Source organism: Peribacillus sp. NPDC094092, assembly GCF_050279365.1.
Taxonomy (GTDB): Bacteria; Bacillota; Bacilli; order Bacillales; family DSM-1321; genus Peribacillus.
Map to the genome: position 1 here is coordinate 1,700,040 of NZ_JBNNUC010000001.1, position 17,724 is coordinate 1,717,763.

Below are 17,724 nucleotides of genomic sequence, written 5' to 3' on the forward strand. Positions count from 1 at the left end.
AATGGCTTTCTTCTTTACACCGATTATTTCAATATGTCCATCTTCCAACCTTCACCCTCAATGAAGATCATTTTAAACCCTTTGACCGTATCCGGCTGAATAATTTCCCGAATTTTGCCAATCTATCAAGTGATTTTAATTACCATGATTTTTGATCCGGCATTCAGTAGATTCCAATACCGAATCAAATAATGATCTTGCTAACCTCACAACCGCAGCATGCCAAGGTCCCTTATAGGTATCTATTCTTTATAATAATTGAATTTTTCCTTGGAAGATTTAAGCAAAAATCCATTCGATAATGGATCGTCTCGATGAATATAAAACTCATGTTTCCCCAGATATAGGCATTGCCGGTAACCTCAGGTATAACTGCTTTGAAATGACCTACTGTTGTTTCCTCTAACAAACGTCCTTTAAAAGCAGTTTCAATTATGCCTTCCGTTACAAATTCCTCATTCAATGAAAGCTGTTCAATTGCGTACATTCGTGCCAATTGCGCCGATAATCCGGTCCCACAGGCTGACCGCGCAACCTGACCGTCGCCAAAGATGGCTACATTCTTGGTGTGAACTCCCTCATTATTTGACCCATCTAGAAACAGAACCAAATCCACCTTGTTAATTTCGTTTTTTAGCGGATGCTCCACCTTGATCTGTTGGTTGATTGCATCTCGAATTTTTTTCCCTAGTTCCCCCAGTTTATCTGCATTTTCCGGAACTAAGTCCAACCCAATATTATTGCAATAGACAAACCCAAAGAAGCTTCCGCCGAAAGAAATATCCACATAAATATCGCCAAGCTCTTCTACAAACACCTTTATTTCCTCTCCCCAATAGAAAGCTGGGACATTCACAAATGATACGCTTTCCACCCTGTTGTTTTTCCGCTTTGCACAAACCTTTACCAATCCTGCAGGAGTGTCAAGTGTCAGAAAGACTTCGTCCCCCTCTTTTTCTATAATTCCCGTTTCCAATAGGGCAGTGGTCACCCCAATGGTGCCATGACCGCACATATTTAGGTAGGCTTGGGTATCCATAAATACCACTCCAATATCTGCAGCAGGATTAACAGGCTCTAATAACACAGCGCCAAACATATCCCTATGGCCTCTTGGCTCGAGGATTATGCTCGATCGGATATAATCACATTCATCGATTAGTTTCTTCTTTTTTTCCAACATGGTTCTGCCTTCTATTTTTGGGAGCCCTTCCACAACAATTCTGGTTGGATCACCCATTGTATGTGTATCAATCGTTTTGACGATTAAAACGTTTTCATTTTCCATCATGCTTATTCCTCCTTCTTACTTGCTTCATTAGTATAGAACGACTACTTATAACTACTTTTCGAACTTTACCCTGAATCCAAAAAGGAATCTTTATACCTTTTGTATTTAAATAATAAAGGCATGGAGAAGCGTTTATTTGCTTTGTCCATACCTTATCTTTTGAATATTGCAAAATAACTTTATATTCTAACGATATTTTTACCAGATTCTTGATTTGTTGAATCGAGGTTTTTCGAATGTCTTTTCCCTAATTCAATGAAAATCGCCGCTACCAATGCAATGATCGGTATGAAGGTAAAGTGTTTTTCACTTGGTTTTACCTTTAGTATGACGTTGGTAAAAACGGGAATTGGACATGGCAAATAACCGGGACATGAAGAAGCCTTTACTCTGACCAACACACTTGGTTTTCTTCCGGAGTATGTCTAGCTCTTACTCCCTGTCACATTACAATGCTCCTTCTGAATAGATACTACTTTTATTAATGGGTTATTTCACATCTTTCCACTAATTTAGTGTAAACAGCAATAGAAAGTGCGATATCTAAGACACCGGATCCGACGCTTTCATAGAGCGTGATTTCTTGTTCATTTTCTCTTTTTGAAATTTTTCCAGCTAGCACATCTCCCACCGTACCTGACACTTTGTCTTTGGTAATCTTTCCTTGTTCGAATGGAATCAAAATATCACCGGCTGCTTCCCATAAACCCTCAACGTGTTCCGTAATTACTTTATCCGATTTCAGTACTGTTTCTGTATCAATTTCCTGCATAAAAGAAGTAAAAGAACCAATCGCGTTGATATGTGTACCTGGTATGACTGAACTTCCTTTAAAAACAGGAGTGAGTGAGGTAGTACAAGTACAGATGATATCAGAGGATGACACGCACTCGTCAGCCGTTTTAGCCGCAATGATTTTATATGGCCGATTTTTGATCTTTTCAATTCTTTCAATAAAACTTTCTACTCGTTCAGGATTAATATCATACACGTAAAGTTCCTCAATAGGTCTAATTTCTTGGATAGCCAATACTTGAGAGAACGCTTGAAGTCCTGAGCCGATAACTCCTAGTTTGTTGGCATCTTCTCTTGCCATTAGGTCAGTAGCGATTGCTGCACTGCCGCCTGTTTTGATGGCAGTCAGATAGTTCGCATCAATCAGTGCTTGAAGTTCGCCAGTTTCAGCTGAATATAAACTGATTTTAGAGATTGTACTAGGCAGACCTTTTTTCAAATTCCCAGGGAAAACAGATGAGAATTTTGATCCGAAGAAAGGTTTGTTCGTACAATTAGCGACTAACCATTGTCCCACATTTTTTTCGCCGCGAATAGGCATAAAAATACGGTTTCCTGCATGAATTTCCCCTTTAACACAATCTTCATAAGCCTCCTTGATAACAGGGAGAACCAATTCCATCTCAAGTATATTTTGTACTTGTTCTTCTGTAATTTGTCGCATAATATCCTCCTTATATTTAAATAGTGTCTAATATAATATAAATTTTACTTTTTTGAAATTTGTATAACTATGAAGGATTTTGGTGAATTTATTATACAAAAACCAATTACTACTATTTATATAATCATTCTAATTTCTAAAAACTCCCTTATGCCCAAATATCTCCTATACTGAATCCGTTAGGAAAAGGATCCGTTGGATCAAGTACATAAGTGTTAAATCCAGTAATCCACGCCTGGCCTTTAACAGTTGGAACGACAGCTTTATAGTCACCAATTTTAACCTCATCAACAAGACGACCATTATATACTGTCCCTAATATCCCTTCGTGTCGGAACTCTTGATTTATTTTCAATTCACCCTTCGTATACAAGGTAGCCATCTTTGCACAAGTTCCAGTTCCGCAAGGACACCTATCCAAAGCACCTGTCCATGTAGAAGAGTCATTCCAGTCAAGATCTCCGGAAGCAACATTTACGACATTTTTCCAGTCTGCTTCCGGATTAGAAGAAGGCCCTGAAAGCTGGGAAATCGTTATTCCGACCCCTGGATAATCTGGATGTTCTACAGGTAATTGCTCCTGAGCTGCTTTACGTATCATAGATGAAATACGGGCAATTTCATGTCCATGTTCAGGAATAAGTTCAAGTCCTTCAAATTGACGAACATCAGCAATTACATAGAACATCCCTCCCCATCCTACATCCACCTTTACTTTTCCTAAATGAGGTACATCAATTTCTGCATCGATATATGGTGCAAAAGCCGGAACATTCTTAAATGTTACGTTCGTCACTTTACCATTTGAACATTCTGCTTTTACACGAATAAGTCCAGCAGGAGCTTCAAGTGTTAGCTCAGTAACTGGCTCCTTCATTGGCAGCATGCCCGTTTCCAAAAGTACTGTAACAACAGCGATGGTATTACCACCAGACATAACTGGATATTCAACCTGCTCCATAATAATGTAACCGGCATCCGCCTCTGGATGCTTAGGCGGTACGATAAGGTTACAACAAAGAGGAGGATACCCCCTAGGTTCCCTTAACATAAGCATTCTTAGCTGGTCATCGTTTTCCTGTAGCCAACGCATCTGTTCATAAACTGTATTTCCAGGTATATGAGGAACTCCTCCAGTAATTACACGCATTGGTTCACCTGAATGAGTATCTACTGCGTGAATCATTCTTTTAAAACTCATATCTAATCACTCCTATGCTTTTATTCCATATTCATTAAATATTAACTTCCTGACCAATCCCTAAATTTTCAGCTTTTTTATATACATAATTACCAATAGAGGCATCGAGCAAGGCCATTTTACCGGATTAAATAGAATAAGACTGTCATTTTTCAGTACTTTTGTTTGCTCAAATAATTAAATCGGATAATAGGATCACCTGATGATCTTTAACCCAACCTTTTTCCATCGAATCTATAATATCACCCATTCTATCTTTCCTTGTTCCGATTCAATATTATGATAAACGGCTTGCTCAAACAAAGTTTGCGGCAATTCTCTCATATTACTTTTGTGAGATCCTACCCATACAACTAACTGTTGCAGTAATAATGATTTCTAAAATTCGAACCAGCTCACTTTTATCTGTAACCGGTATAATTTCAACCTCTTTATTCTAAATAATTCGAAACTTTAGAATAATCAACTTTATTTTTTCCGAAGATCGATTATATAAATAAAATCTTTTTACAGAAGTTGCTTATTAAGCCTCAATAAGCTGGTACAATCCCTGCAGTCTAGTTCCTACTAAACCAGACTGTTTCAGCATTTTTCATAAGATTCCGCATAGCAACACCCGATACGGCAGCTGTTTTTAACGCTGTCAAAATTGTGCGTTTATTATAGATAATAAATTACCCGTTTCTCTATCATTTATTAACACTAAGCCATGTGTTACCGCACTATCGGTATTGTGATTTGATGGGTAGGAAGTGACTACTTTTAGTCCGATGCAGTAGTAAACAAAACAGGGCATTATCAGCAGATTATCTTCGCAATTTACTTCTGAAAAAGTGCGGGCTGGCATCACAAAATCTTTATTCGCATATTTAAAAAACGCCTCTTTACTACAACTAATCATTTAAACTGTCTCTCTCTTAGGATTAGGTTCATTGCCAGGTTTCCTGCTAGGTTTGTTTAAAGCACTTGTCTCGGCCAGAGTCATATTCCTGGTCTCTGGAGCCATCACAAATGAAATTAAAAACCCTATAAAAAACAGGGCTGCACAGCAGTACATGGTGACAGCAATCCCGTATGTACTCAAGATGAGTGGAAATAAGAATGTACTCAGAGAGGCACCAATCCGACTTACGCCGGTACCAAATCCAACAGCTGTTCCTCTAATTTTTGTTGGAAACAATTCATTTGGGTAAATCCATTGGTGGATATTCATACTAGTGTTGAAAATACCATAAATGACAAACAGCGAAATGGTGAAGGCAAATGACATCTGCCAGCTTGACGTGATCCCCAATATCACTAAAACAACCGCGGAGACTAAAAACGGCCAAATTAGCACTGGTCTTCTTCCGATTTTCTCTACCAGAAATACTGCCGGCAATAATCCGACTAAATAGAAAAGGCTCATAATAGCAGAACCCAGATACTCCTTGTTTCCATCCGCAAATCCAAATTCCCCTAATACTTGAGGGATGTAGGTTGCAATCGCAAAGGCAGGAGCCACTTGAAGCGTCCAAAATAGGGCGATGAATAGGGTCCATTTTCCATACCCATTTTTAAACATGTCCATAAATGACGTCTTTTCTTTCGTTTCCAAGGACTCGGAGAGGACCACACCTTTTCCAAAGACCCCTTGAATGATTGCGTTGGCTTCTTTTTCTTTTCCCTTACTTGCCAGCCAGAGAGGGGATTCTGGCATCTTTAATCGGCCAAGTAAAAGAATGAGCGCCGGAATGGCACTGCTTGCAAGCATCCAGCGCCAGCTATCCTCACCCAGACCCAGCATCCAATACCCCACCAAGAAGGATGCACCGTAGCCAACATACCACAGGGCAATTAGTCCGCCAAGCAAGGCTCCCCGCTGCTTGCGAGGGGCAAACTCCGCCATATACGTAGCGGAAATCGGATTATCAGCACCCACTGCAACCCCTAAAATAAAACGTAAAATGATAAGCTGTACCGGGTCATTCACAAAAAACTGGGGAATCGAGGCAAGGACAAAAACGGCTAAATCGAGAAGAAACATCGTCTTTCGTCCAATAAGATCCGTTAAGTAGCCCCCAATTATTCCGCCAAAAAACATCCCGACATACATAGCCATTGCGATCATCCCGACTACGGTTAACGACATATCGAACTGGGGCTGTAAAACCGCCAGGGCTACTGCAATGATACCAATAATGTACCCATCAATAAAGGCTCCGCCGCCGGTATAAAAAAACATTTGGTAGTGAAATTTACCTAAAGGCATTTCTTCAAGTGTGCGAACTTTATTCATAACTCCCCTCCAAAATTCAGAATATTTATTAAAAAAAACAAATTATTCATCAACCCATTTTTTCCAATTATTAAGAGTCTTTCAATATTTTGCTTTGGCAACCGGCAGCAGTTGGTCCAAGATGTCTTCCTGCTTGATCGTGCTTCAGGGGAGTACGTCATAAAGATGCTTACTTACCATTGATGATGTCTCCTAGATTAAGAACATCCTCCTTCAGATAAAACACCATCTCGTACTGCAGAGTAATTCACGTTAACTTCCGCGATGCTCCACATTTCCAAAATTACAAACGATAACTTTTCCATACTGAACCAATTCTTCTGAATCAGTTTCCCAAAAGGATTCTGGAAGGAAACGCCCCTTCCTTTAGCCACTCTCATTTTTCATATGGTAAAGTCGACATTGTCGCTGTAATAATGATATTCGAATCTTTACTTACTTTTTCTATATTGATAACGTTTACATTTAACTCAAGTTGCAGTCCTTTTGCGAACTGCTTCGTTATAAGTTTCCTTTTTAAATATGCTTGTTGCAGCCTGTAGCTAAATTTTATTTGGACACCTCCCCCGATGATTCCTATGCTGACTGAGGCAACGCTTGGTATAGCTGCAAAAACTCTTCAGTTTCACGCACTCCCAATTAATGACCAATTTAAAAGTTGGATTACTTCTTTGTGACGATTGTTCAAACGTTTCAAATGCACGATTCTATACCTTCAGCTTTAATTCTGTCCTCTAGTGAGATGTAAATAAAACCGATCCTTTTCACTTTGAGCTAGTTTTGCAAGCTTCTCAACTGTACTCATAACACCTCCTCTTTTATTTGAATTATCTAAAAATTTAACTTTAGGTGTATATTAGCACCAAATAGAATCAATGCAAACCTTTTTTTTATAAAAAGGTTTAATTATTCCTTTTTGATTTAAAAAAATATTACCTTATACGTTTCAAATGAAATCGACTAGGGGATGTAATATTTTTCTAATATACCTGAATTTCGTTAATTTACTATAATGTTATTATCTTTCAATGTTCTATCAAATTTTTATTTGTTTAGTATTGATGTCTCTTCTCTTTTCTAATCATAACTGCTTCAGCTTCCAGAATTGCAATAATTTGTATTATGATAAAATGCTTTTCACCGTCTCTACCTATTCAAATATTTTAGATTTTATTTTATTATCTATGGACGTATTAACTGTTTTTGATTTAGGCTGCTTAAGCTAATGTTGAGACAACACCGTCATTCCTCTTATAAAGGCCTCGGGATATGAAGGTTTTAGGGAATTTGGTAAGGAATTTCACCAAAAAACTATATTTAGTTTTTTCAACATGGTAGGATCACAAAAGTCGTTTTCGAGTGATAATAGTGAAACCTATTCATCAATAACATTAGCTGGAATGAAAATGAGAAATTGGGATACATTCAACAATTGCACCCTTTAATTGAATAACAAGATTTCAATTAACTGGTTTATTTAAGTAAAGAAAAAGCTGCCTTAAAGCAGCTAGATTTTAAGTTGCGCACTCTCTCGATTTTAATAAATTTCTCTAAATAAACTGTTTTCAATTAAGGTCTTTTTAAGTAAAGGAAAGTGACGAAATTAGGGTAAAATAATGTTTTAGCCATTTGAAAAACTTATTAAAATTAACAAGAAATTTATTCTTTAGTTTTGTTTCTTTCATGGCACTTTATATATTATAGTGAAATCTTTCAAGTAGTTACTAAAGTAGAACAATAATCACTAAAGTAAACCACTTCTGAAAGAATCTTACACCCCTTGATTTTGTCAAAAGCTTCTTTTGCTTCTTTTTCTTCAGCAAACTCAAACATTGTGGTATTATTTTTTTCTGAATAAACAGTGATTACCCACATCTTAAAAAATCCTCCAACTAATAATTGTAATCCTTTTTCTTTATCATCATTGACAAATTATACATGAAAGAGGTGATTTTTATATTTAGTTAGCAATTTGTCACTTATCAATCTAAAAATTCAATTTCTTCAGATCGGTTTATAAGGGAAATTGTAATGCTATTTCTATATTTAGTATCATGGAAGTTATACATTTGATTAGAAATAGATTAATTGAGACTAGTCTGTTATCCTACATAAACGCTTTACAAAGTTTATTAACTTTCCGCCATTCCCTATGTACCTACACCTAAAAGAAGGACTATTGTAGTGTTTTCTGCATACCTTCTTGAAGATATATCCCTTACTTTTATTAAATAATCTTTTTCCCTGAATTTGATTGGTAGCTAAGTTTATTGGTTCTTTTGTTTAATGTACTTGTTTCGGCTAAGCTCATATTTCGGGTCTCTGGCGCCATTACCAATGAAACTAGAAAACCTATAAAAAAGAGACCGGCACAGATATAGAGAGTGGCCCCCAATCCATACTTGCTTAATATCACCGGAAACAAAAATGTACTCAAAGAAGAACCAATGCGGCTTACACCTGTCCCAAATCCTAGGGCTGTTCCTCGAATCTTAGTTGGAAACAATTCATTGGGATAAATCCATTGGTGAATACTCATCCCGGTGTTAAAAATACCATAAATAACAAATAACATAATCGTAAATGCAAAGGACATATGCCAACTTGATGTAAGGCCGAGTGTAGTTAAAATAATCGCTGACACTAAGAAGGGCCAGATTAAGACCGGTCTTCTTCCGACTTTCTCGACTAAATAAAGGGCGGGGAATAAGCCCACTATATAAAACAGACTCATAATGGCCGAGCCTAAATATTCTTTGTTTCCATCCGCGAAGCCAAATAGACCCAATACTTCAGGGATATAGGTAGCGATCGCAAAGGAAGGGGCCACTTGAAGCGTCCAGAATAAGGCAATAAAGATGGTCCACTTGCCATACCCATTCTTAAACATATCCATAAAAGACGTCTTTTCTTCTGCTTCAAAGGACTCGGGGAGGACCACGTTTTTTCCAAAAATCCCTTGAACAATCCCTTTTGCCTCTTTTTCTCTTCCTTTACTCGCGAGCCAAAGAGGAGATTCTGGCATCTTTAAACGGGCGAGTAAAATAATAATGGCAGGAAGGGCGCTGCTCGCCAGCATCCAACGCCAGCTATCCTCACCTAGCTCCAACATAAAATATCCGACCAAGTAAGACACGCCGTAGCCCACATACCATAATGCAACTAGCCCACCAAGCAAAGCTCCCCGGTTCTTTTTAGGCGCAAACTCTGCCATATACGTGCCCGCAATTGGATAATCAGCACCAACCGCCAGGCCTAAAATAAAGCGTAAAATGATGAGTTGCATGGGGTCTTGTGCAAAATATTGGAGAACCGAGGCAATTACGAAAACCACTAAATCCAAAATAAACATCGTCTTTCGCCCAATCAAATCCGTTAAATATCCTCCAAGGACTCCGCCAAAAAACATGCCGACTAACGCCGCCATTCCTACCAGACCAACGGTTGTCAAGGACATGTCAAACTGTGGCTGCAAAACGGCTAAAGCAACTGCGATGATCCCAATGATGTACCCATCAATAAAGGCTCCACCGCTGGTGTAGAAAAACATTTGAAAATGAAATTTACGTAAAGGCATTTCTTCGAGTGTACGTATTTGATTCATAGTTCCCCTCCCAACTTTAGAAAATTAACCCATTATCTATTGGATGAAAAGCCTACTCCCCCCTACTATAAGGGAGGAAGGTAAGCTTTTCATTACCTTCTTAGTGTTGAATCGTGTGGAGCTTTCCTTGACTGAACAGTTTGAGGTAGTCATAACTGCCTGCTTTAGAATCCGTGCCGGATAAGTTAAACCCACCGAATGGATGAACACCGACCAGGGCACCGGTCACATTGCGGTTAATGTATAAGTTTCCGCAGTACATACGCTCAATCGCTTGGTTAATCCTTTCTTCGTTAGAGGAGAAGAAACCGCCTGTTAGGCCATATTCTGTATTATTGTAAATCTCAATTGCTTCTTCCCAATCTTTCGCTTTGGCAATCGTAAGGACAGGTCCGAAGATTTCTTCTTGCATAATCGTACTGTTTGGCTCGGCATCAATGAAAATGGTAGGTTGAATATAGTAACCTTCTTCACTACCTGTATCGCCACCTAATACTAACTTCGCCTCTTTTTTTCCAATCTCAATGTAATTAAGAATCGTATTAAAGGCTTTTTGATCAATAACTGGACCCACACAATAGTTTTCTTCTCCGTTTCCTAGTTTAAGCTCACTCGCTAACAGAATGACTTTCTGAATTAATTCATCATATACACTTTCTACAATAATCGCACGCGAGCCAGCTGAACATTTTTGTCCTTGGAAACTAAACGCGGAGGAAACAATGGATTTAGCAGCTGCCTCTAAGTCCGCCGTTTCATCGATTACAATGCCATCTTTCCCGCCCATTTCAGCATTGACGCGTTTGATCCATTTTTGTCCTTTTGCTGTTTTTCCAGCGAGTTCATTAATATGAAGACCGACATCTTTCGATCCAGTGAAACTAATAAAGCGTGTAAGAGGATGACCCGTGATATAGTCGCCCATGACAGATGAATCACCAGGTATAAAGTTGATTACCCCTTTAGGCAGGCCGATTTCTTCCATTAACTCCACAAATTTATAGGCAATAATTGGTGTCACAGAAGCCGGCTTTAGGAGCGTTGTATTTCCCGTTACAACAGCTGATACCGTTAAACCTGTACAAATGGCCAATGGGAAATTCCAAGGCGGAACAATAAAGCCGACCCCTAATGGGATATACGTCAGTCTATTTGTTTCAGCCGGGATTCGTTTTACATAATGTGTATCCTCTTCCAATTGGATCATAGATCTTCCGTAGTATTCCATAAAGTCAATGGCCTCTGAAACTTCTGCATCAGCTTCTTCGTAGTTTTTACCTGCTTCTACTATTAAAACAGCTGAGAATTCATGACGCTTTTTTCTCATTAAATCGGCGGCTTTGAATAAATAATCAGTGCGCTCCTCAGGACGTACTTGTTTCCACGTTCCGAAGGTGTTCGTTGCCGTTTGGATCGCTGTCTCTGCCATTTCACGGTCTACTTTACTCATATAACCGATGATTTCATCTGTCTTTCCTGGGTTAATCGAGGTAATCTTCTCATCCGTATAAATCTTTTCTCCCCCGATAATAACAGGATAGTCTTTTCCTAATTCTTGCCGGAAGGATAGGATTGCTTCTTTTAAAGCTTGGACCTCACGGTCTTTTGAAAAGTCTGTATTAGGTTCGTTTGTGAAGGTATCCAATTTTAGTGTTTGTAGCATATTTGACATGTTTTTTCCTCCTAAAGTGTTTTTTATTTAAAAGTATTTTTTAATACAAATGAGACATTTTCAGGTCGTTCCGCAAGTCTGCGCATAAAATAGCCGAACCAATCCGTCCCGTAAGGGACATATACACGCACTTTATACCCTAGATTAGCTAATTTCTTTTGAAGATCCGAACGAATCCCGTATAGCATTTGAAATTCAAACTGCGTTTTGGGAATGCCTTGTTGCTCGGTAAATTGAATCACTTTCTCCACCATGACATCATCATGAGTCGCAATGCCTGCATAGTTCCCATTTAACAAATGCGTTTTAATGATTTTTTCATAGTTTTTGTCCACGTCACTTTTTTTCGGAAAGGCCACACTGATGGGTTCTTTATAAGCCCCCTTGACTAACCGGAGGTTGGCATTGTATCGATTCAAGTCATGAATGTCTTCTTCTGTTCGATACAGATAAGCTTGAATAACGGTACCAATATTTTCGTACTCTTTTCTCAGTTCTTTATAAATATCCAATGTCAATTGACAATGCGAATAATCTTCCATTTCAATACGGACAAAGTTTCCATATTCTCGAGCTCGATCCAAAATCAGCTTGAGATTTTGAATACATAGGTCCTTACTGATATCTAATCCAAGTGATGTAATCTTGACGGAGAGATTACTGTCTATTCCACTCTCATGAATGGCATCAAGGGTCTTTAAACAATTTTCTGTTGCTTCCAATGCGGCTTCAACCGTGAACACATATTCACCTAGGTAGTTCAGCATGGCAACCATGCCATTTTGATTAATCTTACGCACACATTCAATCGCTTGTTCCGTGACATCTCCAGCCACAAAACGTTTAGCACCAAACTTAAGTCCATATTTTTTAGCCATCTTATTGGCCGTCTTATTCTTAGCAAGCGTCTGAAAAGTATTGCTTAACAATTTCTCCATTCTGCCCCCCCATTTCATATGCCCCCTTATTCAACTTTTACAGCCAATGTGGATGCTCCCATAAAGCTAAATCTTTACCAATGCCTTTTTCTTTAGCACTTTTGTAGACACGATATGCCTCCGAAACATCGTGGATTGACATCCCGATTGGATTAAATAATATTTTTTCCTTAGGACATTCTCTACCAGTAACTTTACCGTTGATGATGTCTCCTAGATTATGAACATCCTCTTCAGCCAGTACACCATCTCGTACTGCACGGTAACTTACGTCTACTCCGTGATGCTTCACATGTTCGAAATCATCCACGACGACTTTATCATAATGAACTAATTCTTTTGGATCAGTATCCCAGAAAGAAATTTCAGAGTGGAATGCTCCTTCTTTTAGCCACTCTCCTTTTACATAAGGGAAAGTTGACATTGTTGCCGTAATAATAATATCTGATTCTCGAATGGCTTCTTCTGCACTCGCTACGTTGACAACGTTTACATTTAGCTCTAATTCCATTTCTTTTGCGAATTGTTTTGTTTTCTCCTCATTCAAATCAAATACTTTAATTTGCTCAATTTGATTTTTAAACACGCCTGTTACAGCCATTAACTGTGTTCTACTTTGGACACCTGCACCAATAATACCTACTGTACGCGAATCCGGGTTAGCAAGATATTTCGCAGCTATTCCAGTTGCTGCTCCAGTTCTCATAGCGCTTACAATTGTTCCATCCATAATCGCAAGAGGAAAACCATTATGAGGGTCAGATAAAATAATGATGGCAGAAGCTCTCGGCTGTCCAATTTTTCTTGGATTTTCTGGCATACTCGGAATCCACTTCATTCCCGCTACATCAACCTCACCCCCAAGATAAGAAGGCATCGTCATTATTCTTCCTCTTGTCTCTTCTGTTTCAGGTCCTCCCCAGCGAATGACCGGTTTAGAAGGTTGGACTACCTCGTTGCGACCGTGTAATTCAAAAGACTTTTGAATCGCCTCAAGTGTACCATCCATGTCCAGACCACCAGCTTCGATGCAGTCTTCCTGTGAGAGATAGATAAAACCAACTCGTTTATTTTGCTGTACATTGTCTAGTATCTTAACTGTACTCATATTAACTCTCCTTTTTTTGAATTATTTGATAATTCGTATAATAGCACCGTTTAGATTTAATGTAAACCATTTTATTTAAAAAAGGTTCTTTTGTTCCTTTTTGGGGTTCAATTAACAAAAAAAAGACATTACATGTAAATTTCTAATGAAATTACAATAATAATGTCTTTTTTTATTAATCTACTATAACTTTCTTTTCTTTCAATGTTTCCACTAAGTTTGTTATTTGTTGAATTGATGTTTTCGAATTTCTTTTTCCTAATTCAACTACAATTGCTTCTACGAGAGCAATAATTGGCATTATTGTAAAATATTTTTCCCCAGTTTCGACTTTTAAAATAACCTTTGAAAATGTGGAGATAGGACACGACAAATAATCCGTAATTAATACAATGGGAATCCCTTGCTTGTAGGCTACACTTGCAGCATCAATTGTCCGTTGTGGATAAGGGGAGAACCCAAATACAATCATTACTTCGTTTTCTTTAAACTGTAATATTCGTTCAAACATCGACTCACTATCGTAGCTGAGCTGTCTTGTGTTTGAGTGAAATTCTTCGATGAGGAGTTCTAAGTAAATAGCAACTGCTTTATAAGGTCTTAATCCGAGTAAATTAATTCTCTCAGCATTTGCGATTAGGTCCATAGCATCTCTGAAATTTTCAACCAACTGAGGGTTAAGTGATTTATTTAGCAATTGAACTCCTTCTTGCCAAACATTCGATAGCGTCTTATAGTCTTTGTCTTCATCATTACCTCCAAAAGACGCCTGTACATTTTCCCACTTGTCAGAATAATCCCTTTGAATTTCATGAAACTGTTTTTTTAAGTCAAAAAAGCTATCGTAACCTAACGTCTTAACTAACCGTAAAACAGTTGTTGTACCTACATTGGCATTTCGGGCCAATTCCTTGACTGTAAACATTTCAATATCTTTATGATTTTGTAGTATGTAATCACATAACTGCTTCTGTTTATTTGGCAAGTTATCTTTTATAAAAATGATGTGTTCCAACACATTGTTGTTTTCCTGAACTTTATTCACTATTCCACCTACTTTCGTTGTAAAATTCCCCTCATAATCTTCATATAATTATCTATTATAAATTACTCATAGGTAATGTTTATTTAATCATAACATAGTATAAGCCTTTTCTTCATTAGGCATGCGACATTAACTGTAAACTCCAAATACTTTGTCGGACCTTTGAAGCAGGCTGAATTACAGTTGGCGGATCTGCCACATGCCTTAATGAACTAACGCACCCTTTAGTTTAAGTACATTTTTTCACATGTTAGTTCAAATAGAAGATAAATTAAAAAAGAGCAGATAATTTTTAGTTATCTGCCCTTCCTTTTTAACGGTTGGAATGACTATTGATTGCCTAGACTAGAACATTATCATTACGACCAAACGTCCAACATTATATCCCGCTAATACTATTGAAAATTCACCAAATATATAAATACTTACTTTAATAAAATTATTTTGGTCATTAATTTAATAAAGTTTTTAAATTGATTTTCAAGTTACCCCGTTTCCCCACAACTTACTTCAATCCTTTTTCTTATTTAGGTTTCATTGGCAATAATAGTTATTGTGAATTTAATGAGTTTTCAATTCATGTTCTTCTTCAACTATAGGGGGCGTTAGTTGAAGAAAATACAGCTGTAGGGCTGTCTTTTTATTTATAAGATCATAAATAAAGAAAACCATATTTAGATTATAGACATAAGGAGTTCGGAAAACGAATTTCATCCAATGATGTTCAGGAACCAACTGACCCGAAGCAAACCTTCAAATCCCCTGGTATGGTATCTAACTAAAATGCTTTAACCAAGTTGATTGGAACGGGTTTGCGAGACTCCTGCGGGAAAAGCGCGTTCAAAGGAGACCCCCGAAGGCGCAAGCGAGAGACCCCAGGACCGACCGCGGAAAGCGAGTGCTTGGAGCGGCGCCCAAGTTGTACAAGCAATAAAAAAACTGTAGACAAACCCGATTTCTTCGAATTTGCCTACAGTCTGGCTTCTATTTTTCTTAGATAATGGAACTTACTTCTTCAAATGATATGGTACAGTCGTAATAACCACATTTCTTTTATAAAGTAAGTAGGCACGGATCAGTAAACTTGATTGGTTATGAAGAATATTGTGCCAGCCCTTCTTCGGAATGAATTGGGGGATGATCACCGTAACTTTATAATTGGATTCACTCGCCTTATGTTCAACCGTATCCACAAATTTTGTTAATGGCTGAATGATGCTTCTGTAATAAGAATTCAGTGTAACTAGTCTGACATCCGGCTGCCACTTTTTCCACTTTTCCACGAATTTCTTTTCATCTTCTCTTTCAAAAGCAACATAAACGGCAATGACCTGATGCGCTGAAAGAGATTTTGCATAATTTAAAGAGTTCTCAACCACATGAGTTATCCCTGCCACAGGTACGATAATGATATTTCCTTCAATTGGCAAGATCGGCTCACATGTTGTAATCCTTAGTTGGTCACCAACTGCTTCATAATGCTTTCTGATTCGATGAAAAATGAACAGGATAATAGGTAGAAAAATCAAAACTGGCCAAACCTGAGTAAACTTAGTCAAGAAGAATATCATCGTGACGATAAAGCTAATAATGGCACCAATTGAATTAATGGTTAATTTCAACATCCAACCTTTTGGTTTTTCGCGAATCCATTTAACAATCATTCCGGTCTGTGACAGAGTGAATGGAATGAATACCCCTACGGCATAAAGCGGAATGAGATTTTCTGTATGTCCTCCAAATGAGACTATTAAGATGATCGATGCAAGTCCCAGTATGATTATTCCATTGGAATACCCTAATCGGTCCCCTCTAATCGTAAACGCCCTTGGTATGAATTTATCCTTCGCTAGATTTACCGCAAGCAGAGGGAAGGCAGAATAGCCAGTATTGGCCGCAAGTATCAAGATCAAGGCAGTCGTACCTTGAATGAAGAAATACATGAAATTCCGTCCAAAGATCTCTTCAGCAATCTGGGAGACGACCGTTACCTCTGCGCTAGGAACAATGCTTAAATAATAGGCCAAGTATACGATTCCCGTAAATAATACAGCTAGTAACGAACCCATCGCTATTAACGTTTTGGCCGCATTATTCGGGGCCGGATCTTTAAAGTTCGGGATTGCATTGGAAATAGCTTCGACTCCTGTCAATGCGGAGCTTCCTGATGCAAATGCCCTTAACAGGATGAATAAACTGATGCCCGCTACCGGAGTCCCAATGGGCGTGTGCAATTCCGGTGAAACTCCCCCTGTTAAAATCTTGTAAATCCCGACACCAATCAAGATGAACAATGCCAAAACGAATAGGTACACCGGATAAGCCAAAACAGAGGCCGACTCCGTAACCCCCCGGAGATTCAGGATTGTAAGCAGAATGACGAAAATGATGGCTATGATGACATTATATGAATGCAGGCCTGGAAAAGCGGACGTGATTGCATCCGTACCTGCAGAAACACTGACTGCGACGGTTAATATATAATCGACCAATAAGGATCCTCCAGCTATCAGCCCTGGATTGACTCCTAAATTTTTTTTTGAAACCACATATGCCCCCCCGCCATGCGGATAAGCGAAAATGATTTGTCTATAGGACAAAATCAAGGCGGTTAACAGGATCAATACTCCGATTGCGATAGGGATGGAATACCAGAATGCTGTAGCACCGACTGTAATCAGGACAATCAATATTTGCTCAGGTCCATAAGCAACCGAAGACAAAGCATCGGAAGATAATATCGCCAAAGCCTTTGTTTTGTTAAGCTTTTGTTCACCAAGTGCATTTGATTTTAAAGGTCTTCCAATCAAGAACCTTTTTAAGGATGATAACAATAACATCAAGTATTCACCACCATATTAAATTTATAAGTTTATGTTACCCAGCTGTAGCAAAAAACAAGAAGAAATAAAAAAATGCCTACAGGTCATAACTAAATAGACCTGTAGACATCAATTTTTTTGTCTAACAAGCTCCACCTTCCTTCTCCTATAACGCTTACGAGGTTAGCTGTCGGATTCGGACCTAAGAGTAGCCCTACCTTGAAAGGATTCACCCCCTGGATTGTAGTAACAATCCCAATACCGGGTCCCCCGCACCATAAGGTTTAAGCGATTTAGAAATATGAA

General features: G+C 38.4%; 12 protein-coding genes and 1 riboswitch. All 12 genes read right to left on the minus strand.

Annotation, left to right across the window (positions count from 1 at the left end; translation table 11 throughout):
- Positions 1 to 232 precede the first annotated feature (232 nt).
- A complete protein-coding gene (locus ACQKNS_RS08160; RefSeq protein ID WP_427641966.1) occupies positions 233 to 1,291 on the minus strand; it encodes a proline racemase family protein in 1,059 nt (352 codons plus the stop codon).
- Between the two features lie 481 nt (positions 1,292 to 1,772).
- The gene (locus ACQKNS_RS08165; RefSeq protein ID WP_427641967.1) at positions 1,773 to 2,750 is read right to left on the minus strand and encodes an ornithine cyclodeaminase family protein; all 978 of its coding nucleotides are present in this window, start codon (positions 2,748 to 2,750) and stop codon (positions 1,773 to 1,775) included.
- A 148-nt stretch (positions 2,751 to 2,898) separates the two neighbouring features.
- Entirely contained in the window at positions 2,899 to 3,951 is a 1,053-nt protein-coding gene (locus ACQKNS_RS08170; RefSeq protein ID WP_427641968.1) for a proline racemase family protein, read from the minus strand.
- 643 nt (positions 3,952 to 4,594) lie between these two features.
- Positions 4,595 to 4,852 carry a hypothetical protein gene (locus ACQKNS_RS08175; RefSeq protein WP_427641969.1) on the minus strand — a complete coding sequence of 86 codons (258 nt, stop codon included), beginning with the start codon at positions 4,850 to 4,852 and terminating at the stop codon, positions 4,595 to 4,597.
- Positions 4,853 to 6,229: an MFS transporter gene (locus tag ACQKNS_RS08180; protein ID WP_427641970.1), complete on the minus strand. Its 1,377-nt coding sequence runs from the start codon at positions 6,227 to 6,229 to the stop codon at positions 4,853 to 4,855.
- Between the two features lie 1,713 nt (positions 6,230 to 7,942).
- Positions 7,943 to 8,104 carry a hypothetical protein gene (locus ACQKNS_RS08185; RefSeq protein ID WP_179086048.1) on the minus strand — a complete coding sequence of 54 codons (162 nt, stop codon included), beginning with the start codon at positions 8,102 to 8,104 and terminating at the stop codon, positions 7,943 to 7,945.
- 352 nt (positions 8,105 to 8,456) lie between these two features.
- Positions 8,457 to 9,833 carry an MFS transporter gene (locus tag ACQKNS_RS08190; protein ID WP_427641971.1) on the minus strand — a complete coding sequence of 459 codons (1,377 nt, stop codon included), beginning with the start codon at positions 9,831 to 9,833 and terminating at the stop codon, positions 8,457 to 8,459.
- A gap of 100 nt (positions 9,834 to 9,933) precedes the next feature.
- Positions 9,934 to 11,496 carry an L-glutamate gamma-semialdehyde dehydrogenase gene (gene pruA / locus ACQKNS_RS08195; RefSeq protein ID WP_427642172.1) on the minus strand — a complete coding sequence of 521 codons (1,563 nt, stop codon included), beginning with the start codon at positions 11,494 to 11,496 and terminating at the stop codon, positions 9,934 to 9,936.
- A gap of 32 nt (positions 11,497 to 11,528) precedes the next feature.
- Positions 11,529 to 12,443 (minus strand): proline dehydrogenase family protein, encoded by a 915-nt coding sequence (locus ACQKNS_RS08200; protein WP_427641972.1) that lies wholly within the window; start codon positions 12,441 to 12,443, stop codon positions 11,529 to 11,531.
- A 37-nt stretch (positions 12,444 to 12,480) separates the two neighbouring features.
- Positions 12,481 to 13,551, minus strand: coding sequence for an ornithine cyclodeaminase family protein (locus ACQKNS_RS08205; RefSeq protein WP_427641973.1), 1,071 nt, complete (start codon positions 13,549 to 13,551; stop codon positions 12,481 to 12,483).
- A 175-nt stretch (positions 13,552 to 13,726) separates the two neighbouring features.
- Positions 13,727 to 14,596, minus strand: coding sequence for a MurR/RpiR family transcriptional regulator (locus ACQKNS_RS08210; protein WP_427641974.1), 870 nt, complete (start codon positions 14,594 to 14,596; stop codon positions 13,727 to 13,729).
- 1,007 nt (positions 14,597 to 15,603) lie between these two features.
- Complete coding sequence (locus tag ACQKNS_RS08215; RefSeq protein ID WP_427642174.1) at positions 15,604 to 17,430, minus strand: APC family permease; 1,827 nt, start codon at positions 17,428 to 17,430, stop codon at positions 15,604 to 15,606.
- Positions 17,431 to 17,575: 145 nt separating this feature from the next.
- Positions 17,576 to 17,719: riboswitch (cyclic di-AMP (ydaO/yuaA leader) on the minus strand.
- Positions 17,720 to 17,724 lie beyond the last annotated feature (5 nt).